At 70.8% G+C, this 20632-nt stretch carries 20 protein-coding genes, 1 tRNA gene and 2 pseudogenes; 11 read left to right on the forward strand and 12 right to left on the reverse strand.

The genetic code is table 11. The annotated features are described in order from the left end of the window. The first annotated feature begins 13 nt into the window (after positions 1–13). Positions 14–850 (forward strand): undecaprenyl-diphosphate phosphatase, encoded by an 837-nt coding sequence (locus tag ABZ823_RS06555; protein WP_361654494.1) that lies wholly within the window; start codon positions 14–16, stop codon positions 848–850. 105 nt (positions 851–955) lie between these two features. On the opposite strand, the gene ABZ823_RS06560 is transcribed toward ABZ823_RS06555, so the two are convergent. Beyond that, positions 956–1300, reverse strand: coding sequence for a hypothetical protein (locus tag ABZ823_RS06560; protein WP_361654497.1), 345 nt, complete (start codon positions 1298–1300; stop codon positions 956–958). A 133-nt stretch (positions 1301–1433) separates the two neighbouring features. Between ABZ823_RS06560 and ABZ823_RS06565 the strand changes: the two genes are divergently transcribed. From ABZ823_RS06565 to ABZ823_RS06575, 3 genes are read left to right on the forward strand one after another with little or no spacing between them, the layout of a single operon-like run. Continuing rightward, a complete protein-coding gene (locus ABZ823_RS06565; RefSeq protein WP_361654500.1) occupies positions 1434–2069 on the forward strand; it encodes an ABC transporter ATP-binding protein in 636 nt (211 codons plus the stop codon). Beyond that, positions 2066–2944, forward strand: coding sequence for a metal ABC transporter permease (locus ABZ823_RS06570; RefSeq protein ID WP_361654503.1), 879 nt, complete (start codon positions 2066–2068; stop codon positions 2942–2944). Before ABZ823_RS06565 ends, ABZ823_RS06570 begins: the two co-directional genes overlap by 4 nt. Next, complete coding sequence (locus ABZ823_RS06575) at positions 2893–3714, forward strand: zinc ABC transporter substrate-binding protein (RefSeq protein ID WP_361654506.1); 822 nt, start codon at positions 2893–2895, stop codon at positions 3712–3714. Before ABZ823_RS06570 ends, ABZ823_RS06575 begins: the two co-directional genes overlap by 52 nt. Before the next feature lie 62 nt (positions 3715–3776). Here ABZ823_RS06575 and ABZ823_RS06580 read toward each other — a convergent pair whose 3' ends face one another. Both ABZ823_RS06580 and ABZ823_RS06585 read right to left on the reverse strand, forming a co-directional pair. Then, the gene (locus ABZ823_RS06580; RefSeq protein WP_361654509.1) at positions 3777–5441 is read right to left on the reverse strand and encodes a class I adenylate-forming enzyme family protein; all 1665 of its coding nucleotides are present in this window, start codon (positions 5439–5441) and stop codon (positions 3777–3779) included. After that, a complete protein-coding gene (locus ABZ823_RS06585) occupies positions 5438–7180 on the reverse strand; it encodes a CoA transferase (protein ID WP_361654511.1) in 1743 nt (580 codons plus the stop codon). The genes ABZ823_RS06580 and ABZ823_RS06585 overlap by 4 nt, the downstream gene beginning before the upstream one ends. 125 nt (positions 7181–7305) lie before the next feature. Between ABZ823_RS06585 and ABZ823_RS06590 the strand changes: the two genes are divergently transcribed. Then, entirely contained in the window at positions 7306–8478 is a 1173-nt protein-coding gene (locus ABZ823_RS06590) for an acyl-CoA dehydrogenase family protein (RefSeq protein WP_361654781.1), read from the forward strand. Here ABZ823_RS06590 and ABZ823_RS06595 read toward each other — a convergent pair. Together ABZ823_RS06595 and ABZ823_RS06600 are read right to left on the reverse strand one after the other, a co-directional pair. Then, a complete protein-coding gene (locus ABZ823_RS06595; RefSeq protein WP_361654514.1) occupies positions 8475–9488 on the reverse strand; it encodes a sugar ABC transporter permease in 1014 nt (337 codons plus the stop codon). The genes ABZ823_RS06590 and ABZ823_RS06595 overlap by 4 nt on opposite strands. Continuing rightward, positions 9485–10627, reverse strand: coding sequence for an MFS transporter (locus ABZ823_RS06600; protein WP_361654784.1), 1143 nt, complete (start codon positions 10625–10627; stop codon positions 9485–9487). Before ABZ823_RS06600 ends, ABZ823_RS06595 begins: the two co-directional genes overlap by 4 nt. 253 nt (positions 10628–10880) lie before the next feature. On the opposite strand from ABZ823_RS06600, the gene ABZ823_RS06605 reads away from it, so the two are divergent. The 3 genes and pseudogenes from ABZ823_RS06605 (at position 10881) to ABZ823_RS06615 (ending at position 12871) form a co-directional block, all read left to right on the forward strand. After that, positions 10881–11672: a hypothetical protein gene (locus ABZ823_RS06605; protein ID WP_361654517.1), complete on the forward strand. Its 792-nt coding sequence runs from the start codon at positions 10881–10883 to the stop codon at positions 11670–11672. A 189-nt stretch (positions 11673–11861) separates the two neighbouring features. Beyond that, a pseudogene (locus tag ABZ823_RS06610) lies at positions 11862–12449 on the forward strand (sigma-70 family RNA polymerase sigma factor); the annotation flags it as partial. After that, entirely contained in the window at positions 12431–12871 is a 441-nt protein-coding gene (locus tag ABZ823_RS06615; RefSeq protein WP_361654520.1) for a copper chaperone PCu(A)C, read from the forward strand. The pseudogene ABZ823_RS06610 and the gene ABZ823_RS06615, both read left to right, overlap by 19 nt. 371 nt (positions 12872–13242) lie before the next feature. Here the strand turns inward: ABZ823_RS06615 and ABZ823_RS06620 are convergent, their stop codons facing one another. The 4 genes from ABZ823_RS06620 to ABZ823_RS06635 all read right to left on the reverse strand — a co-directional run bounded on the left by ABZ823_RS06620 (position 13243) and on the right by ABZ823_RS06635 (position 16256). Then, positions 13243–13461 (reverse strand): hypothetical protein, encoded by a 219-nt coding sequence (locus ABZ823_RS06620; protein ID WP_361654522.1) that lies wholly within the window; start codon positions 13459–13461, stop codon positions 13243–13245. A gap of 613 nt (positions 13462–14074) precedes the next feature. Then, complete coding sequence (locus ABZ823_RS06625; RefSeq protein ID WP_361654525.1) at positions 14075–14770, reverse strand: hypothetical protein; 696 nt, start codon at positions 14768–14770, stop codon at positions 14075–14077. A 137-nt stretch (positions 14771–14907) separates the two neighbouring features. Continuing rightward, positions 14908–15480 carry a hypothetical protein gene (locus tag ABZ823_RS06630; protein ID WP_361654528.1) on the reverse strand — a complete coding sequence of 191 codons (573 nt, stop codon included), beginning with the start codon at positions 15478–15480 and terminating at the stop codon, positions 14908–14910. 230 nt (positions 15481–15710) lie between these two features. Next, a complete protein-coding gene (locus tag ABZ823_RS06635) occupies positions 15711–16256 on the reverse strand; it encodes an RNA polymerase sigma factor (RefSeq protein WP_361654531.1) in 546 nt (181 codons plus the stop codon). Positions 16257–16363: 107 nt separating this feature from the next. On the opposite strand from ABZ823_RS06635, the gene ABZ823_RS06640 reads away from it, so the two are divergent. Next, complete coding sequence (locus tag ABZ823_RS06640) at positions 16364–17272, forward strand: serine/threonine-protein kinase (protein WP_361654534.1); 909 nt, start codon at positions 16364–16366, stop codon at positions 17270–17272. Positions 17273–17496: 224 nt separating this feature from the next. Here ABZ823_RS06640 and ABZ823_RS06645 read toward each other — a convergent pair. Together ABZ823_RS06645 and ABZ823_RS06650 are read right to left on the reverse strand one after the other, a co-directional pair. Then, positions 17497–17721: pseudogene (locus tag ABZ823_RS06645) on the reverse strand (CAP domain-containing protein); the annotation flags it as partial. 166 nt (positions 17722–17887) lie between these two features. Next, a tRNA-Gly gene (locus tag ABZ823_RS06650) sits at positions 17888–17961 on the reverse strand. A gap of 505 nt (positions 17962–18466) precedes the next feature. On the opposite strand from ABZ823_RS06650, the gene dcd reads away from it, so the two are divergent. Beyond that, positions 18467–19042 (forward strand): dCTP deaminase, encoded by a 576-nt coding sequence (dcd, locus tag ABZ823_RS06655; RefSeq protein WP_361654537.1) that lies wholly within the window; start codon positions 18467–18469, stop codon positions 19040–19042. A gap of 8 nt (positions 19043–19050) precedes the next feature. Beyond that, positions 19051–19560 carry a phosphoribosyltransferase gene (locus tag ABZ823_RS06660; protein ID WP_361654540.1) on the forward strand — a complete coding sequence of 170 codons (510 nt, stop codon included), beginning with the start codon at positions 19051–19053 and terminating at the stop codon, positions 19558–19560. Positions 19561–19825: 265 nt separating this feature from the next. Here ABZ823_RS06660 and ABZ823_RS06665 read toward each other — a convergent pair whose 3' ends face one another. After that, the gene (locus ABZ823_RS06665; RefSeq protein WP_361654543.1) at positions 19826–20125 is read right to left on the reverse strand and encodes an antibiotic biosynthesis monooxygenase; all 300 of its coding nucleotides are present in this window, start codon (positions 20123–20125) and stop codon (positions 19826–19828) included. Between the last annotated feature and the right edge of the window lie 507 nt (positions 20126–20632).

A 20632-nucleotide genomic window follows, 5' to 3' on the forward strand; every position in this document is an offset into this window, starting at 1 on the left:
GAAAAGGACCCCTATGAGCGCCATCAGCCTCGGTCAGGCCGTCGTCCTCGGAATCGTCGAGGGGGTGACCGAGTTCCTGCCCGTCTCCTCCACCGGGCATCTGAAGATCACCGAGGGGCTGATGGGCATCCCGGTCGACGACACCTCCGTGGTCGGCTTCACCGCCGTCATCCAGGTAGGCGCCATCGCCGCCGTGCTCTGCTACTTCTTCAAGGACATCGTGCGGATCGTCTCCGCCTGGGGCCGCGGCATCGTCAACCGCGAGGAGCGGTACCACCACGACTACAAGTTCGCCTGGTGGGTCATATACGCCACCATCCCGATCGTGGTCGTCGGCCTGGCCGCCAAGAAGCTGGTCGAGGGGCCGCTGGGCTCGCTGTGGGTGGTGGCTGGTTCGCTCATCGTCGGCTCCGGTGTGATGTGGGTGGCCGACCAGATGGGCCGGCACAAGCGCGGCGAGGACGACACCACGCTCAAGGACGCGATGCTGGTGGGCAGTTCGCAGATCCTCGCCCTGCTCTTCCCGGGCTTCTCCCGCTCCGGCGCCACGATGTCCACCGCGCTGATCCTGGACCTGGACCGGGTGGCGGCCACGCGCCTGTCGTTCTTCCTCGGCATCCCCGCCCTGACCGGCGCCGGCCTGTACGAGCTGAAGGATGCCGTGGGTGCCGGGGTCGGTGCCGTACCGCTGGCCGTCGGCACCGCCGTCTCCTTCGTCGTCGCCTACGCCTCCATCGCCTGGCTGCTGAAGTTCGTGGCGCGGCACTCCTTCAACGCCTTCGTGATCTACCGCATCGTCATCGGCGTGGCGCTGCTCGGCCTGCTGACCACCGGGGTGCTGAGCGCCTGACGCCGCCGACCGCCACCACGCACCCGTCACCGTACGGCCCGGACACCGGGCCGCGTTCCCGGGCCGGGGCTGGTGGCGGTCGCCTGCGCCGGGGTCCATGTTGGATCACCGGTCGGACGGTCGGCGGCATCGCCCGTCTTCGTCCAGGTAGTGGCTGACGACGGTGAAGCGGGCGGGCGCATCGGTGTAGGCGTAGGCAAGCGGGGCGGCGACGCCCGGCGAGACGGTGACCGCCGCCGTGGCGGCCGTCTGACCGAGCCGCCGCCGGACCGGGCGGCGCGCCGCGGTGGACCGTGCGGGCGGTGTGAGCTCTGCTTCGGTTCGGGCGGCGATGGCAGGCACGGGGCCGGGGGCGGTGCGGTGCAGGGCGAGCCCTGCCGCACGCTGTGCCTGGCCGCGCGGTCCGTGGAGCAGTTCGGCGAGCACCGGGCCGAGCAGCGCGGTGTCCATGGAGCGGGTGGCTCGGCGACGAGCGTCGGACCTTGCCTGCGGGCGCAGAGCAACGCCGCCAAAACACGTCCGTCGGCGGGGAACTCATCGCCCTCCTCTTCCGACTCCTCTCCGAGAACGGACAGGAGGTGGGATGGACGGTCTGGATGTGCGCATGCGCCAGGTCGCCTGTCGGCACGGCCGACTCGAGGCCGTGCGCGATGTGGATCTCGACATCGCGGCGGGCGAGCGGGTGGCGCTGACCGGCACCAACGGGTCGGGCAAGACCACGCTGATACGTGCCGTGCTGGGCCTGCACCGCCAGGCGGACGGGCAGATCCTGGTCGGCGGCCGGGGCACCGGCACGGCGGCCGAGTGGGCGTGGCGGCGCCGGGCGTGTGCCTGGATTCCGCAGAAACCCGCGGTGGGTCGGTTCCCCTTGCTGGCGGGCGAGCTGCTGGCCAGCAGCGGGGCACCCCGCGCGGCGGAGGAGGCGGCGGAGAAGCTCGGCGTCGGGCCGCTGACCGGACGCCCGCTGCACACGTTGTCCGGAGGTCAGCTGCAGCGCATGTATCTGGCCCGTGCGGTCGGCTGTGTCGCGGCCGGGGCGGGTGTGCTGCTGGCCGATGAGCCCACCGCCGCTCTCGACTTCGCCGGGCAGGAGGAGGCCGCCGACGTCTTGCTGTCGCTGCCGGTGACCGTCGTGGTGGTCACGCACGACCGGGCACTGGCCGACCGCTGCGACCGGGTACTGGAGATGGCCGCCGGTCGGCTGAGGGAGGTCGCGTGAACAGCCTTGCCGCTGCCGACCTCGGGCAGATGCTCCAGCTCGTGCCTGTCCAGCGGGCCGGTTTCGCCCTGCTGTTGGCGGCTGCCGGCCTTCCGGTGATCGGTGTCGTGATCGTCGGGCTCGACATCATGCCGGTGCGGTTCGCGATGATGCACGTGGCGCTGCTCGGTATCGCGGTCGGGCTTCTGACCGGGCTGGATCCGATGCTGTGCGCGCTGGTCGCCTGCGCCCTGGCGGGCGCCGGTGTCGCGCCACTGGCCCGCACCCCGGACGGTCTCTCCGGCGCGATGGGCCTGCTGATGAGCCTGGCGATAGCCGCCGCGCTGTTGGTCCTGGCCGTGTCCGGGGTCAACGCGCAGGGCGCGTTCGCGCTGCTGTGGGGCTCGATCCTGTCGGTGGGCACGTCCGACCTGTGGCTGCTGGGCGTGCTCGCCGTCGTCGTACCGGCCCTGTTCTGGTGGCGCCGCCGCGATCTGGCCCTCCTCCTCTACGACCGCGAACTCGCCCTCTCCTCCGGGGTGCGCGTCGATCTGCTCACCGTCCTGCTGCTCGGCCTGGTCGCGGTGTCCGTCGCCGGGGCCCTCAAGCTGACCGGCGCGCTGCTCGTCGACGCGCTGACCTTGCTGCCCGCGCTCGCCGCCCGGCGGCTGGGCACGTCCCTGAAGTCCATCACCGTCTGGGCGGTCGGTATCGGCGTCGCCGTGAACCTCACGGGGTTCCTGGTCGCGCTGAAGCTCGACTGGCCGCCCGGGCCCGTGCTCGTCCTCACCGCCGGGGCCCTCGTCCTGGTCGTCCATCTCATCCCCGAACGGAGAATCCGCTCATGGCGCGCACCAGCGTCCGCATCGTCCGTGTCCCTCCCGTCCTCGCACTGAGCCTGAGCACCGCCCTCGCGCTGACCGCCACCGCCTGCGGCTTTGACAAGGCCGACAGCGGCGACAAGAGCCCGAACAAGGACGGCAGTGCTCCCGTCGTCGTGGCCACCACCACCTGGGAGGGCGCCCTCGCCAAGGCCGCCGGCGCCAAGGACGTGAAGGTCATCGTGCCGTCGTCCGTGCAGCACGCCCCGGACTACGACCCCAAGCCGTCCGACCTCGCGGCGGTCGCGGACGCCGACTTCGTGCTGTACGCCTCCTTCGAGCCGTACGCGAAGAAGATCAAGGACGCCGCCGGGTCGAGCGCGAAAATGGTCGAGGTCAACCTCGACAACGACACGGACAAGGCGAGTGCCGAAGTCACCCGGCTGGGCAAGCTGTTCGGTACCCAGAGCGCCGCCACGAAGTGGGACACGTCCTTCAAGAGCGAGTACGGCATGCTGCAGAAGGAGCTGAAGGCCGCGTGGCCGGGCGGCAAGGCGCCGGCCGTCGTCGCGCAGCTCTTCTCCGTCTGGTCGGCGAAGATGGCGGGCGCGGAGCTGCGCGGCACGTACGGCCCTCAGGCCGTGACCGCCAAGCAGCTGTCGGACCTGGAGAAGAAGAAGCCCGCGTACGTGCTCGACAACGTGCACATGACGTCGGGCACGGTATTGCCCGACTCGGGGGCCAAGCAGGTGGAGATCGTCAACTATCCGGGCAAGGACCTGGACCTGCTGGCGGTCTACAAGAACGCCGCGGAGACCATCAAGAAGGCGATGGCCTCCTCCTGACGCGCTTGTCGTGACGTGAGTGCGGGCCGCCCGGGGATTCCGGGCGGCCCGCACTCGTACGGTCAGACGGCCTGTGTGAGGGACTCCTGCGTCTGTGCGGTGCACCGCCCACGCAGTAGCGCCCGGTCCGGCTTGCCCGCCGGAGTGAGTGGCAACTCCGAAAGCAGCAGCAGGCGTTCGGGGTGCTTGCGGCGCTCCAGGCCGCGCGCGTCCAGGTGTGCGCACAACTCCTTGAGCGAGGGGGCCTGCCCGCGCGGTACGACGCAGGCGGCCAGCCGCTCGCCCATCAGCGGATCGGGTACGCTGACGCACACCACGTCCCGTACGAGCGGATGTGCCGCCAGCTCGATCTCCACCTCGGCCGGGCTGATGTTGGCCCCGCCCCGGATGACGACGTCCTTCAGGCGCCCGACGATCCGCAGGCTTCCGTCCTCCTCGATGAGCCCGAGGTCGCCGGTGCGCACCCAGCCGTCGGCCGTGCGGTAGCGGGCGTCGAGGTCGGGGGCGGCGACGTAGCACAGCGGGGTCATCGGGCCACGGGCGACGATCTCACCGACGGAGCCGCGCGGCGCCTCCTCCAGTTCGGATGTGCCGGGGACGGCGATGCGGATGTCGGCGACGTGCGGGTCGGGATGGCCGGCGAGGACGCCCGGCCCCCTTCCGCGCAGGGGCTCGTCGGACAGTCCGGTGTGGCAGTTGACGCCGTCGGCCGAGCCGTAGAGGTTCACGACCGGGCAGCCGAAGACCTGGCGGGCTTCCTCGGCCGTGGCTTCGTCCAGCGGCGAGCCGCCGACGATGACAGCCGTCGGGGGACTGAAGGTAGGATGGTGCCCGTCTGCGATCCGGTCCAGCATCATCCGGATCATGGTCGGCACGCCCAGGATGTGGGTGGGCTCGTGCGCGGCGAGGGCGTCCAGGGCGGCCTCGGGCGTGAAGTGGTCGAGCAGGATGAGCGTTCCGCCGTGTCTGGCGAGCGTGACGGCGGTGCCGTTGCTGCCGAAGGCGGAGGCCAGCGGCACGAGGAAGAGGCAGCGCGGCGGCTGCTCGTCCGGCATGAGCGAGGCGAGGAAGTTGCCGCGGCCGCCGGCCAGTGCGTTGTGGGAGTACGCCACCATCTTCGGCTCGGCTTCGGAGCCGGAGGAGACGAGGATGCGGGCGGCGGAGTCGGGGTCGGGGCGGGCCGGGACGAACGACTTGGGATCGGTGCGCAGCAGTGCGGAGAAGGAGACCGCCCTTTCCGGGGCGCCGGGCCCGGCGGCGATCACCGTGCGCAGTGCGGGGAGCTCGGCGGCAAGCGTGAGCAGGTCGGCTGCGTGGTGGTTGCCGCGGTGCTCGGTGGCGGCGATCACCGCGACCGCTTCCGACCGGCGCAGCAGCGAGGCCGCCTCGCGCCCGCCACGGCCGACCGGGAAGGGGAGCGCGATGGCGCCCAGGGCGGCCAGGGCGAGGTCGGCGATGACGGCGCCTCGTCCGCTGGGGAGTTGTATGCCGACCACGTCACCGGCGCGTATGCCGAGCCCGGACAGCCCTGCGGCCAGACATCGCGCCTTGCGGTCGAGGGCGGTGTAACAGAGGTTTCCCTTGGCGTCGATGACCGCGGTGCGGTGCAGGTCGGCGATCTGGCGGGCGCGGTAGAGGCTGTAGAGGTCCAGGTCGGGGCAGGTGCCGTCGACGGCCCAGGTGCGGCGCAGCTCGGCGGGCAGCAGGTCGTGCAGGTCCACGGTCATGCGAAGCTCCAGGGGTCCGGGACGGCGGGGGCGCCGTGCGCGTCGCGGCTGATCGGGCCGGAGGAGAGCAGGTCGGCGAGGTCGGTGACGACTGGGACGGCGGCCAGGCCGCGGTCGCGCAGCCGTTCCAGCGCCTGCTCGGTGGACAGGTCGTGCACGTCGTACGGGATTGCGGAGTGGTCGGCGAGGGCGATCCAGCCGTCGGCAGTGGGGAGGGGGCGGCGGAATCCGGCTGGTCGGCGCGGGTCGAGCCCCTGCGAGGCCCGGGCCCGGTTGGGTGCGGTGAGCACGTCGGCAGCGCCGAGCAGCGACGAGTCGACGCGTACGCCGTGCCCCGTTCGCTCCCGCAGCAGCAGCCCGGCCAGGATCGCCTCGGCGCCGAGCAGGCCGCCGAGCACGTCGAGCAGCGTCATCAGGGACGGTGCGGGTTCCTCGTCGGCCGGTCGTACGGCCTCGCCCACCCCGGTCCGGGCCTGGACCATGAAGTCGGTGCCCATGGGGGCGCCGGGCAGCCGGTCGGCCCAGCCGCTGGTGTACGCGTAGACGAGCGCCGGGTTGGCGGCCGTCAGGTGCTCGTGGTCGAGGCCGAGCTGGGCGGCCTTGCCCGGCGCCCAGTTGTGCAGGAACACGTCCGCGTCGGCGGCCATTCCGCGCAGCAGTTCCCGGTCCGCTGCGGACTTGATGTCCACCTCTACGGCCTTCTTGCCCCGGTTCAAGGCCAGCCAGCGCGCCGAGACGCCCGAGCACGCGGGCGGCATCCCGCGCAACGGGTCGCCGCCCGGCGGTTCGATCCGGATCACCCCGGCGCCCAGCAGGCCGAGGAGGTGGGCGGCGAGCGGAGCCTGGATGCGCCGCCCGGCTTCCAGGACGGTGAATCCGGCGAGGGGCAGGTCGACGGCGGTGGCTCCGCCGGGGGTGTACGCCGCCGTGGTGTGCGGGGTCAGCTCCCAGGGCGCCGCGCCGTCGTACTCGGCGGCGCGCTCGGTGAGCGAGCGCAAGGGGCACAGATCGGCGCCGGACACCTCGGCGGCGTACCGGATCCGCTCCCAGGAGTGCGCCCGCACCGTCTCGTGCAGCGCCTGTGGGAAGGGCGCGCAGGCCGTGGCGTACCGGAACTGGAAGGGACGCCACCCTCGGCGTATCGATTCTTCGGGAGCGTCCAGGGTGCGCCAGAACGCCGCCCACACGCCCGGGTCGAGCGTCTCCAGCTCGAAGACGACCCCGTCGGCCGATGTGAACGGCGGCCCGCCGGGGGCGAGTTCGGCCGCCTCGTCCTCCTCCGCCCCGGCAGCGGCCAGGTACTGGGAGACGGTGAGCAGCCCGGCCCGCTCCGCGCTGACCTCGACCTCGGCGACGTTCCGGCCGCGCGCCCGCGCCAGCAGGCCGGCCAGCAGACCCTGCACCGTCAGGACACCGGTGGCGGTGGCGGCGTAGTCGACGGCGAGGCCGCGTGGGGTGCCGTCGCGGCGGCCGTGCACGGCCATGATGCCGGCGGCCGCCTGGGCGGTGGCCTCGTCGGCTGCGGTCTCGCCCCACGTGGTGCGGGCGGTGAAGCCGCCGATGTCGCGTCCGGTGACGGTGAGCCGGCCGCCGGAGCCGCCGTCGGTCTCGGCACCCAGCAGTCGCAGATGCTCCGCGACGAGGCCGTCTGCCGGGCCCGGCGGACCGGAGCGCTCCAGACGAAGGCCGTCGAGTGGGCCGGCCGTCCGCGCGACGGCCGGTATGGCGGGAGTTGCCATGCCTCTCCTTTCCTGACGCGCGGGAACCCGGGGACGGTCGCCCCCGACCTGTTCCACGGAAGAGGGAGTCGGACGGCGTGCGGCCCGGGTTCCCGCGGACTTCGAGGAAAGTGACGGACACCCGCATGGAGGCCATCACCGGAATGCCCCAGTGCCCGGCGGAGACGGCAGAGGTGAGGGATCGCGTCGCGGAGTTCGTGCGCGGGCGGGTGGTGCCTTGCGAATCCGTTCTGGACGCCGGCGGCGCGGAGGCCGCCGCCGTGATGCGCAGGCTCCAGGACGAGGCGAAGGCCGAGGGGCTGTGGGCGCTGCCGCTTCCCTCGGAGCTCGGCGGACAGGGTTTGCCGTTGCGCTCCTACGCTCATGTCGCCGAAGCCGAGGGAGCCAGTGACCACGGCCCGGCCGCTCTCGGCTCGGCCCCCCTCCTCGACGTGCTGATGCTGCGGCGGCACGGCAGCCCGGCCGTCCGTGAGCAGTACGCCGAGCGCCTGGTCGCCGGGGACATACGGGCCTGCTACGCCATGACCGAGCCCGAGACGCCCGGCACCGACCCCTTCCTCACCACCACGCGTGCCGTACCCGGAGACGACGGCACATGGCGCGTGAGCGGCCGCAAGTGGTTCACCAGCGGGGCGGCCGACGCCGACCTCGTCACGGTACTCGCCCGCACGGACGGCACACCGCCGGACCGCGAAGGGATGTCGCTGTTCCTGGTGCCCAGCTGCTCGCCGGGCTTCCGCGTCGTCCGTGAGCTGCCGGTGCTCGGCGCGGGCGGGCAGTGGGAGATCGAGCTGGACGAGGTCGCCGTCGACGGCGACCATCTCATCGGCGAGCGCGGCAAGGCCCTGGCTGTCGCGGGCGAGCGGCTGCAACTCGGCCGCACTCTGCGGTGTCTGCGCTGGCTGGGGCAGGCGGGGAGGGCGTTCGAGCTGATGCGCTCGCGCGCGATGACCCGTACCCGCTCGCGCGGCCCGCTCGGGGACCTCCAGCTCGTCCAGCGCCACGTCTTCGAGTCGCTGCTCGCCCTGCGCACGACCCGCCCGCTTGTGTACGAGGCCGTGGCACGGCTGGACGCCGGTCTCGACGCCCCTGTGGAGGTGGGCCTCGCCAAGGTGGCCGCCGCCCGCACGCTCCAGCAGGTGGCCGACGCGGCGATCCAGGTGCACGGCGCCGCGGGCCTCGGCCCGGACACCGCCCTGCCCTCCCTGTTCCGCACCGGCAGGGCGGCCCGGATCCTCGACGGCCCGGACGAACTGCACATCACCTCGGTCGCGCGACGGGTGCTCCGAAGCACCTAGGCTTCGTGCGGGCCGATCAGGCCGGTGACCGCGGCAAGGGCCTGAGCGAGGAAGAAGTTCCCCCAGATCAGCTCGTGTCGAGTCGCCGTACCGGAGGCGAGGTCGTAGCAGCCGTCCAGGAGACCGCCGTCGGCCGAGAGATGGGCGTGGACCAACTCGTCGAGCAGTGCGACGGCCCTGTCCGTGTGGCCGAGCTTGAGCAGGGCAACGGCGGTGATGGCGGCGGCAGAGGTGTCGAGTGGGCTCTCCGGGTGCCCTTCGTCTGCCGGTGGTACGGCACGCATGTCCGCGAGGTGGCGTACGGCGTCCTTGAGATCGTCGGCCTCAAGGTGGTGTACGGCGTCGGCCACGGCCAGCAGCAGCCAGGCCGGGCCCCGGCTCCAGCCGGGCGGTGGATCGTCACAGGGCGTCCAACTCCCCGGGCGCTCGTACCGCCAGGACCAGCTGATGGCGTCTTCGTCGAGGCAGAGTTCGAGGTGGCGGCGTAGGTGGGATTCGGCCGCCCGCGCGTCCACCGTGGCCAGCAGGGGCACCACGCCGGGTACGCCGTCCACGCGGGCCAGGAGGCGGGGGCCGCCGAACGCCGAGCCCCAGGGGACCAGGCCGAGTTCACCGTCGTACGCGTGCCGGCAGGCGTGAGCCGCCCGGCCTTGCAGGACGGCGGCCTCCGAGGTGTCGGCGAGTGCGGTGCCGTACCAGAGGATCAGTCCGCGCGTGGCTGTGTCGGCGTCCACCCAGTCCGTGAGCCGGTCGGTGCAGCGCACCGCGGCCTCGCGGTCGCCCGTGTCCCCGGTATATCGGGCGCGCAGCCACAGCAGCCCTGCCCAGAAGCCGCCCGTCCACGAGCCCCGGCCCGTCGTTGTCCACCGGCCGGTGCCGGGATCCGCGAACAGCGGGAAGCGATCCGCGACTTGGGCGCTCGTGACCGCGGCCCGTTCGAGGACGGACTCCAGCGCGGTCCGGGTCCAGCGCGGAACGCCGACTTCGCTGCATGGCTGCGACGCGCTCATCGCCGTACGTCCGAACGCCGGTCCCGCACCGCCCACACCAGCGCCACCGCACACGCGCCCATGAACTCGCCCGCGACCAGCAGCCACCCCGTTCCGTACCGCCCGGCGTCCGCCAGCAGCCCGAACAGGGGCGGGCCGGTCGCGAACCCCGCGAAGAACCCGGCCGAGACCAGCGCCGAGTCCTGTCCGGCCCGGCCGGGCGCCGCACGCTGCATCACCAGGACCATCGAGACCGCGTTGGCGGACACAGCGAAGGTGCCGACGGCCACCGCGGCCACCCAAGCGAGCGGGTGCGCGTACGCCGAAGCCGCCAGCAGCAGCGCGGCTCCCACCGCACCGGCGGCCAGGCCGCCCGGCAGCCACACCGCCCGGCCCGGCTGCCCCGCCACCTTCGACCAGCCCACCCGTCCGGCGATGCCCGCGATGCCCAGCACCGCCACCAGCCCGGCGGCCGTCGTCGCCCCGAGCCCGAGCCTCCGCGTGCCGTACAGCGCCATATACGTGTTAACCGACGCGATGCCGCAGCCCAACAGCAGAGAGAAGACGGCCAGCCAGGCGATCATGCCGCGCGGGACCCACACGGCCGGCGCGGCCTTCGGTGGCGGGTCGGCGGGCAGGGTGCGAGCCGCCCAGACCGCCGCCACCACGGCCGCCGCAGCCGCCGTCCACACCGCACCCCGCCAGCCGGCCGCCCCGGCCAGCGCCGCCAGGGGCAGCCCGGCCGCGAACGCGCCCAGCTGCACCCCGGACTGCTTCATCCCGGTCACCGAGCCGCGGCGCTCCGCCGGTACGGCGGCCAGGATCGCCTTGTTCGTGGCGGGGTTCGCCAGTGCCTGCGGGAGTCCGCCCAGCGCGACCGCCGCCAGCAGGAACGCGGCGCCCGGCGCCGACCCGATCAGCGCCAGCGCCACCGCCGACACCAGCAGCAACGCGACGAGGCAGCGGCGTGGACCCAGCCGGTCCACCACACGGCCGCCCACCGGCGAGAGCACCGCCGCGGTGCCGAAGCCGACGGTGGTCGTCAGCCCCAGCACGGTCGGTGACACCTTCAGGTCGCCCACGAGCCTCGGCCCGAGCGCGCCAAGCAGGAAGAGCTGCATCATCGAGAAGGCCATCGCGCAGGTCAGGAGTGCGGTCATGGCGCCGGTGGCTCGCGGCGGGCCGCTGCCGGCCGCCGTCCGGACCGGGCTCTGGGGCTGACTCTGATCAGCGGCCACCGTTCCTCCTCCTGCCCGGAAAGCATCGGGGCTTCGAGAGAGGTCGGGCCCAACCACGGGCGAGTTCCAGGCTGTTGCTGTGGCCTGGATCACATGGCAGGGTGTGAGGGCGCATCAGATCGGTTTTCGTACCCACCGGTGACCATGGAAGCGCGGATGCGAGGATGGGGCCGCCATGACGACAGGGTGGTGTTCTCGCACGGTACGGGCCGCGGTGTTCGCGGCCACCTGTGTGCTGCTCGCCGCCCTGGGCCACATCGTGATGTCGGGAACCGCGGTGCCCTGGTGGGCCATGGCCGCGGGTGCCGTGGCGACCGGCGGTACGGCCTGGCGGCTGTCCGACCGGGAACGCGGACCGCTGCCCGTCGTCTGCGTCATGGTGGCCGCCCAGGCCGTACTCCACTCGTCGTTCGCTCTCGCCCAGGCCGTCGTACACCCGGCACCGCCCGGTGGGGCATCGCTGGCCCGGCAGTGGGCCACCTACCTCCTGTGCGGCCCGATGCCGTCGGGATCGGGCGCGGGGTATCACGCCATGTCGGGGCCGATGGGCTCGATGAACCACGGAATGCAGGCCCCGCACTCCATGGCTTCCATGCGCTCCACCGGCTCGATCGATCACATGGGCGCGATGGACCACATGGGCGCGATGGACCACATGGGGTCCACAGCCTCCCTTGGTCATGACATGGGCGGAACGTCCGCGACCGGCATGCTCGCCGCCCACCTGCTGGCCGCGCTGCTGTGCGGCCTGTGGCTGGCCCACGGCGAACGCGCCGCCTTCCGGATCCTGCGGGCCTTCGCCGGCTGGCTCTTCGCACCGCTGAGCCTGCTGTTCCGGTTGCCCGTGCCGCCGCACCGGCCGCGCATCCGCGCCCGCCGAGCGAGGTCGGATCGGGCGCCGCTCCGCCTTCTCCTCTCCCACGCGATCACTTCTCGGGGTCCGCCCGCCGGGGTCGCTGTCGCCTGACGACAGCCGGTTCCCCGAGGCCCCTGTACCCACAGCCGTCGAGCTGTCGGCTTTCCGCCTCGGGCACCGGCCATGCGCTCCCGCGCTCGGCCGTCCACCCCTTCACCGGTTCCGCCGTGCTGCCCGCTGCCCTGCGGCGCGCGCCGGCCGGACACCGGCTACCTGATTCCCGAGAAGGACAGACACCAGGTGATCACTCCTGCCCTGGCTCCATCGCGCGAACAGTCGAGAACGGACTTGAGAGAAGAATCGATCACGGCATGGGCGCTCGCCGCCCGCAACGGTGACCCCGACGCCGTCGATCACTTCGTACGCGCCCTGCACCGAGACGTCCGCCACTACGTGACGTACCTCGGAGCCGACCCCCAGAGCGCCGAGGACCTGACCCAGGACACCTTCCTGCGGGCCCTGGGCAGCCTGCACCGGTTCGAAGGCCGCTCCTCGGCCCGCACCTGGCTGCTCTCCATCGCGCGCCGCGCGTTCATCGACAGCATCCGCTACAGCTCCTCCCGCCCCCGTCTGTCGGACACGGACGACTGGGAGTCGGCCGCCGAACGCACCCAGCCGCGCGGCCTGCCCGGCTTCGACGACGGCGTCGCCCTCACCGAACTGCTGGACACGCTCCCCGACGACCGCCGTGAGGCGTTCGTCCTCACCCAGATGGTGGGCCTCCCCTACGCGGAGGCGGCCCTCGTCAGCGACTGCCCGGTGGGCACCGTGCGCTCGCGCGTGGCCCGTGCCCGCACCTCGCTGATCGCATGGCTGGACGAGGCCGAGCATCTGGCCCCGGTGGCCGCCGCGGCAATGCGGGCAGCCCGGCCCGTATCGCGGTCACCGAGAGCCGGGTGCTCCTGCCCTACGGCGACAACCGGGACACGGCGGCCTTCTTCCGGATCACCAACAGCGGGGGCTCGGCGGACCGGCTGCTGAAGGTGACGTGCACCGAGGCCGACGGTGCCATCGCGCTGAGCCGCCACCGCATGACCGGCGGCCGCTCGGCCTCCGCTCAGACGGTGGCCTCGGCCACCGTCCCAGCCGGCGACAGCCTGGCCATGTCCCCGGACAGCCTCGACGTCACCGTGCCGGCGAAGGCCGGCTGGCAGTCCGGTGACCTCGTCGCGTTCACCCTGCACTTCGAACACAGCGGGGCCGTGAAGACGCTCGCGGTGGCGGTGCGCGCAGGCCGGGAGGGAACGTGACAGCAGCGGTCCGGAAAACGTGCCGCTGGAGCGCCGGCCCTTAGGACGCTGCCAGACGTCGGGGCCGCGGCCCTGCGGGTTCCGGCCTGCGGTGGCGGTGAAGGACTTCCCCGCCACCCGGATCGAACGCGATTGCGGAACTGCGCCGACCGGGCGGAGGAGGGATGGCCGGATGCCGGGTCCCGGACGAGTGCCGAGGAAACGGTCTCGGTCCTCGCAAGTCGCACCTCAGAGGCCCTGGTGCTGCGGAGGTCAGACGGCGTCTACGCAGACGCCGCTGATCAAAACGCTGAGGAACACGCGGAGCGGCACCACCCGCCCGCCTGCCGCGGGACCTGATCCGCCGCAGCTCCCCCGCCAGTGCACGGGTATCACGCAGGGGTCGCGGTCAGCCGGTCCAGGGCACCGGCCTTGGCCTGGGCGACGAGGTCGGCGAACTGCTCCTCGCTCATCTGCACCTGCTGCCCGAAGTCGTCGGTGATGCGCACGCGCCTGTCCTGGGGTGCGTCCGGGTCGAGAAAGAGCTGGGGACAACCGCAGTTGCAGTTCCCGCAGAAGGTCGCGATCGGTTCCGGCCTTGTCTCGGGCATCTGTGCACCTCGTCGCTTCCGGCGCGCCGGTGGGTCCGGCATTTCAACGATGCCCGGTGCACGAGGTCCGTGAAACGGGCCTAACTCATGAGAGACGTCACGCGACTTGGCGGGAACTCGGCGGCCCTTTCCAACGACTCATGGCACGCGCGGTACGTGCGAAGAAGCACGAACGGGGTGCCAAGCCCGGCCAGTCACCCGGTCCGGCGTCGCCTCGGCGGGGGCTCATCGGGCGGACATCCGGGTTTGCGGAGGGCTGGAAAGCCCATGCCGACCCGGCTCAAGCACCAGCTCGACGGTGACACCCCGGCCGGCATGAACCGCTTCGGCTTCCACGTCGAGGACACGGGGGCCACCTCCGAGGCCCTGTTGGTCGCCGGCATTCCGAAACCGGCCGAATGCTTCACCGACCGTCCCTTCGCCGAGTACCGGCCGGGCCATGGACCCGGAAGGCAACTGGTTCGGCCTTTCGTAACACGGCTTCGCGGCCCGCGACCGCCGTCCGACGCCACCGGTTCCCGAACCCCGACCAGACGTTCATCGGCTTGCCCGGACGGTTCCAGGGCCGGGGGCAGCACCCACGCGAGCAGCTCCCGGAACCGCCCGGACCAGATCAGTCGGCCAGCCGGTTGACGGCACCGGCGGTGATGCCCGCCATGTAGCCGGGGTCGTCACTGGGCTGACCGGTGAGTTCGACGATGCCGAACCTGTGGCCGCTGCGGATCACCGCGACGCCGCCGGTAACCTTGCCGTCGCCGCTGAAGGCCGGGTACCAACTGCCCTCGCCGGCCTTGACGGTGATCGTGTGCCCCTTGCCGTAGTACCAGTGACCATGCGGCTCGTCCTGGCAGCCGCGCACCAGCTTGTCGAGCTGCTTCTCGTACGAGGCCGCCGATGTGTCGGTGGAACCGTCAGCGACGGATTCGGTCAGCGAGGTGCCTTTGGTGTCGAAGGACCAGGTCACGTCGGCATAGGCGGCGGCCTGCCCCTTGGTCAGCTCTCGCATCGTCTCCTCGCCGGAGCATGCCGAGAGAGCTTGCTTTCCGGTCAGGTCCACCGTCGCGCGGACGGGGGCCAGGCCCTGCTGGAAGAAGTCTTCACTCTGCATCAGGCCGGCGGAGCCGAGGCCGGGTGCGGCAGGAGCGGCGGCAAGGGCGGTTGCCGACCGGCTCGCGGAGCTCGTGTCCGCGCCGGCGGCGGGAAGCGCGCCGATGCCGACCGCTATGAGGGCGGCACCGACGGAGGCGGCTATTCCTGCGGTACGACCGCGACGCGCGAACTGCCTGCGGGCTGCCTGGTTGTCGAACATCTCATCTCCTGTCTGGTCGCGACGCGGTTGGCGTCGTCATACGTCTGGGAGATGCCGGAGGTACGGGAGATGTTGGATGGCGATCTACCGTGATCGATGTGACGTATGTCACGTCCACTGGTGGGGCGGTGGTGGCCTCAGAGCCGTGTCACGGCCGCGCGGACGATCCGCGTCATCGCAGCCGTGTCCAGGCAGGCATCAACCTCCAGGACCCCGTAGTGCGAGCCGTTGCGGAGTATGGCGACGCCTCCACACGGCTCCTTGCCTCGTGGTGCGGTCCCTGTGGTGTTCAGGTCGCCGCCGTAAACACCCATCCAACTCGCGGTGATGTCCGCAGCGACGTCGATCGTGTGCGTCGGCCCGTAGATCCAGTGGGTGGCGGGCTCGCTCTGGCACGGCACCTCCTCCAACAGCAGGCGTTGCGCGTAGTTCTGAGCCAGTGCGCGGCTTCCGGCGTCGTCGGCGACTTCGCGTGCGACCTGATCGTCGATGTTCGCCGCCTCGGTGGGGTCGCCCTGGCCTGTGTCCTTGGTCGTCACCAACCCGCGGAAGTGCGCGTCGGACGACCCCAGCGTCTCGCCGAGGGTCTTCTCGCCGGTGCAGGTCGCGTTGGCGTAGTTGCCGTCTCCGACGCGATCCCGAACGTAGATGCGCTTGGAGAGACCAACCTTCCTGAACTCGGCCGCTGTCAACAAGTGCCGGTTCGTCACGGGCCCGCTCGCGGGCCTCGGCGTCGGAGAGCCGTTGCCCGGCGAGGACGCCGCAGCGCCTGGCGTCACCGTCGGGGTGGCCGGAGCAGAGGGCGCGGGCAGGACGAACCGGCCGGTCAACAGGCCGAGTCCGATGGCTACCGCCAGGATGACGACGATCGTCCGAGGACGCACGGCCTCCCGGCCCGCGGTCGAGCTGATGCCAGGTGAGAGCGGGAAGCCGGGGCGTCTCAGAGGCCACCGCCGAGGCGGTCCCGCATGAAGCGGCGGGCCTGATGGATGCGGTCCTTGACCGTGCCCAAAGGAGCGTCGGTGATCTCGGCGACCTGAAGATAGGTCAGGTCTCCGAGATCGCGGAGCACGAAGGACTCCACCAGGGCCGGGTGCCGCTCCTCCAGTGCGGCCAGCGACTCCATCAGGTCCAGGCGGGTCCCCGCGATGACGCTCGTCGTCCGTGGGTCGACACCGTCGGGAACGATGGCATGACTGTCCTCCGCGCGTCGGCGCATCGAGCGATACGTGGACCTGGCGGCGTTCGAGGCGATCACTGTCACCCAGCCGAGGAACGACCCTCGCCCGGTGTACTCGTGCAGATGTGTGCTGATGGACAACAAAGCGTCCTGCGCGGCCTCTTCGGCGTCGGCGTGGTGTGGAAGAAACCGGGAGCAGCGGCGCATCACGGTGGGCCGAAGCCTGACGAGGAGGCGGTCCAGGGACGACCGGTCACCTTCCTGGGCAGACGCCACGAGCTGCGTCAGCTCATCCTCCTCGAGCACCCTGCTGTCCCCCGCTATCGTCCGACCTGGACCCCACTGGGTCGCACGGAAGTGCCCAACTACAGCCGGCCGCATCCGCCACATCGCCCCGGGAAAAATGTTGCCACATGCAGAAGCTAGGTCGTTATCTCCTTGAGGACAGGCTGGGAGCCGGTTCGTTCGCCACCGTCTGGAAGGCATACGACCCCGAGCTCGACACCGATGTCGCGGTCAAGGTGCTGGCCGACAACTGGGCGTCGAACGCCGATGTACGACAGCGCTTCCTGGCGGAGGCGAGGCTGCTCCGCAGGATTTCCAGCCCACGTGTCGTGCGCGTTCACGACGTCGGCGTCCAGGACGACCGGCCGTACTTCGTCATGGACTACGTCCGAGGCGGCACGCTGGCCGAGAAGACAGGGCACTGCCGGCCTGCGGAGGCGCTCCGGCTCGCGGCCGAGGCCGGATACGCAGTTCAGGTGCTCCACGACGCGGGCGTCATCCACCGCGACATCAAGCCGTCGAACCTCCTGCTCGACGCCGGCCGCACGCCTGCCGCCGTACTTGTCGCGGACCTCGGCAGCGCGAAGCAACTGGCCGACGCGTCGGGGCTGACAGTCACCACCGGCACTCCCGCGTACATGGCGCCCGAACAGGCCTTCCAGACCGGCGGGTTCGACGGCCGAGCCGATGTGTACGCCCTCGGTGTCGTCGCGTTCGAGTTGTTGACCGGACGCAAGCCGTTCGGCTCGGGCGGTCGCACAGTCCTTGTGACGCAGCAGGCGTCGACGACGTCGTTGCCGTCCCTTCCCAGGGAGCTGAGGGTTCCGGACGGCATCGAAACACTGCTTCGCGCTGCGCTGTCCGTTGAACCTGACGAACGACCCCAGACCGCGCAGGCGTTCGCGGACGCGCTGCTGTCACGGGAGGAAGAGGAGCGGGCGTCGGTCAGGTCTTCGGGGCCGACGCGCCTGATGGTCTGGCTTGCGGCGGTCGTCGTGTACCTGATGACAGCGGGGCTGACCTGGTTGTTCCGCTGAACTTGCGGGTACCGCCTCCCATGCGGAAGGTGCCGCCTGCTCGCGAGCGCCGCAGCAGGTTCCGGCACGACTCGCCGCAGCTCATGGTTCGCCTCGGTGCCTTCGGCCTGCTGGGGGGACATCGCTGTCCGCGGTGCACTGCTGGGCGAGCGGGCGCACTGCACCGGCCGCGCCCGCAGCGCGACGTACCGTGACGAGTCCGCCCGCTTGCGGATCTCCTTGTAGCCGCGGTTGAGGATGCTCGCCCTGTGGCCGGAGCTGTTCATCCAGCCGTCCATGACGCTCTCGGGAGAGTTGTACGCGTAGGCGACGTTCTCGCCCGCCGACCTGTACTCGTACCCGACACGAAACAGCCGGCCGCTCATGGTCGAGCCGTCGGAGCCGGGCGCTTCTGGCCGTGCGGCCTGGACCACGACAACGAGTAGTCGAACACGGCGGCCGACCGCCACGTCCAGATCATCGCCGCGATGGTGCGTGACGGCCTGCAACTCCGCCGACGGGCCGGAAGCCGGGGCGACGGGAGCCCCGGCTCACTGGGTCAGGACCCCGGCGGGGCGACTCGGCCCGCCGAGACCGGACAACAAAACCCCAGGCCGCTGACCTGGGGTTTCTCTCTGGAGCGGGTGACGAGAATCGAACTCGCGCTCTCAGCTTGGGAAGCTGATGTTCTACCATTAAACTACACCCGCGTAAGACGCCGGTTCAGCCCGGTGTCCGAACGCTCGCTCACTCTACCTCATGTCGGACCCCCGGTGTCGCAGCCGTGGGGTCCGCAGGTGTTATCCGGGGATGGACGGGGCTGCGGGTGGCAGGAGTTGGGGCGTACGGTGGGGGTAGTGGAGAGGTGTCCTGTGCGGTCGGAGTGCCGCCTGGAGAGCCGTCCCTTTGATCCCGTAATGTGGCTTTCGCCGTCCGTCGAGGACGTGACGGCGAAGGCTCTTGGGGAAGGGACTCAGAGGACTTGATGGAGCGCACCGTCGTCCGATGTGCCGAGGGGCACGTGTTCAGTACCGCTTCGTTCCCGATGCAGCAGGCCGAGCGTCTCGGGCCCGGCCGGCTCGTGCGGTGTCCGCGCTGTGCCAGGCTCCGCAGTGCGGTGCCGGTGGTTTTGGGGAAGAGGTAGCGGTAGGCGTCACGGGCGCGCGGAGTCGTCACGATTGGGGCGAGTCCGCGCGCCTTGCGTATTCTCGGGACGTGCTTCTCTCAGACAAGGACATCCGGACCGAGATCGACAAGGGGCGGGTCGTCATCGACCCGTACGATCCGAGCATGGTGCAGCCCTCGAGCATCGACGTGCGGCTCGACCGCTACTTCCGGGTGTTCGAGAACCACAAATACCCCCATATCGACCCCTCCGTCGAGCAGATCGACCTCACCCGGCTCGTCGAGCCGGAGGGCGACGAGCCGTTCATCCTGCACCCCGGGGAGTTCGTCCTCGCCAGCACCTACGAGGTCATCACGCTGCCCGACGATCTTGCGTCGCGGCTCGAGGGGAAGAGCTCCCTCGGCCGGCTGGGGCTCGTCACCCACTCCACCGCCGGGTTCATCGACCCGGGGTTCTCCGGGCACGTCACGCTCGAGCTGTCCAACCTCGCCACGCTCCCGATCAAGCTCTGGCCGGGTATGAAGATCGGGCAGCTGTGCATGTTCCGGCTCAGCTCGCCGGCCGAGTACCCGTACGGCAGTGAGCGCTACGGGTCGCGCTACCAGGGGCAGCGCGGACCCACCGCCTCCCGCTCCTTTGTCAACTTCCATCGGACCCAGGTGTGAGCGCAGACATGACCGACGTACGGGAGAACCTCACCTACGAGGCGTTCGGGCGTGCCGTCCGCGAGCTCGCCCAGACCATCGCCGACGACGGCTACGAGCCGGACATCGTGCTCAGCATCGCGCGCGGCGGTGTCTTCGTGGCCGGAGGGCTGGCGTACGCCCTGGACTGCAAGAACATCCATCTGGTCAATGTCGAGTTCTACACCGGTGTGGGCACGACGCTCGAAATGCCGGTCATGCTCGCTCCCGTCCCCAACGCGATCGACTTCACCGACAAGAAGGTGCTGATCGCCGACGACGTGGCCGACACCGGCAAGACCCTCAAGCTGGTCCACGACTTCTGCCTCGAAACCGTCGCCGAGGTCCGCTCCGCGGTGATCTACGAGAAGTCGCAGTCGCTCGTGAAGTGCGAGTACGTCTGGAAGCGCACGGACGACTGGATCAACTTCCCGTGGAGTGTCTTGCCTCCAGTACATAGGTTGGGAGAATCGGCCAAGCCGAACACGGAAGCGCTCTGACCTGGACTTCCTTCGCACCCGGCGTTGCTTCGGCTGTGCTAAGGCCCCCGGCCAAATCTGACCGGGGGCCTCCTCGACCTGGAGCTGACAGGATTTGAACCTGCGGCCTCATCCTTATCAGGTCGATCACAGGGGCTTATCAAGGTCGACCAACGGTCCCTGCGCCTCGGTCGATCGTCCGCTGAGGTCCGGCACCGACCGCTGCTATTCGTGCTTGTTGGTGTCAGCCGTTGGTGTCAGGAACTGATGCAGGTCTTGACAACGTCTAAAGTCCCAGCCCGCCCATAACAGACAGCTCCTGCCTGGTGAACTCTCCCGTCAGCATCGGCATCGCCTTGCCGATGGCAGCCTTTGTCTCCGGCAGCTCCAGCGAAGCATCGTGATGCTCCTTGCTCTGCCAGACCTCGGTCACCCAGATCGTCACGTCATCGTCGTCGGACACGCTCACAACGTAGAGGTGGCATCCCGCCTCGCGGAGACCGTCCGCACCACTCAGCAAAATGGAGACGACTTCGTCGCGGGAACCGGGCTGGGTTTTCATCGAGGCGATGTAGCCGTAAGTCATCGTGACTTCCTCTCCCAGGGATGGGCCGTGCTTGCCTGGACCAGGACCCTGCCATCGGAGATCTGGAGACACAAGGACGGAAGGTCACGGCCGAACACCCACCGACGCTCCGCGCCCCAGCGTCCCCACCCACCCCAGCCCACCACCCTCCCCAGCTCCCATCCCGTCCGCCGTCGACCCACACACCGTGGAGCGGGCGTGGTTCATGGCGTCCAGGTGGAGCGCGCCACTGTACGAACGACCTGGACGCCATGGGCCGCGTCTGCTCGGCTTCGCCTGGGTCGACGGCGGACGGGATGGGAGCTCCCCGCGCACGCCACTACGGGCCCGCAGTCGGGAACGGCGCCCCCTCCATCCCGGTGTCGGCCGATCCCCCGCCGGAGGCATCGCCTTGACCGCAGGCCGCTCTATGCGGTGATCGACTCATGGCTACCGGCCCTATCCACATGTGGGCGCGCGTCGGCGCAGCGCGCGGGACTGTAAATCGTTCGGTGTAACTCCCGATCA

The sequence above is a fragment of the Streptomyces sp. NPDC047079 genome (genome assembly GCF_040643755.1).
Taxonomy (GTDB): domain Bacteria; phylum Actinomycetota; class Actinomycetes; order Streptomycetales; family Streptomycetaceae; genus Streptomyces.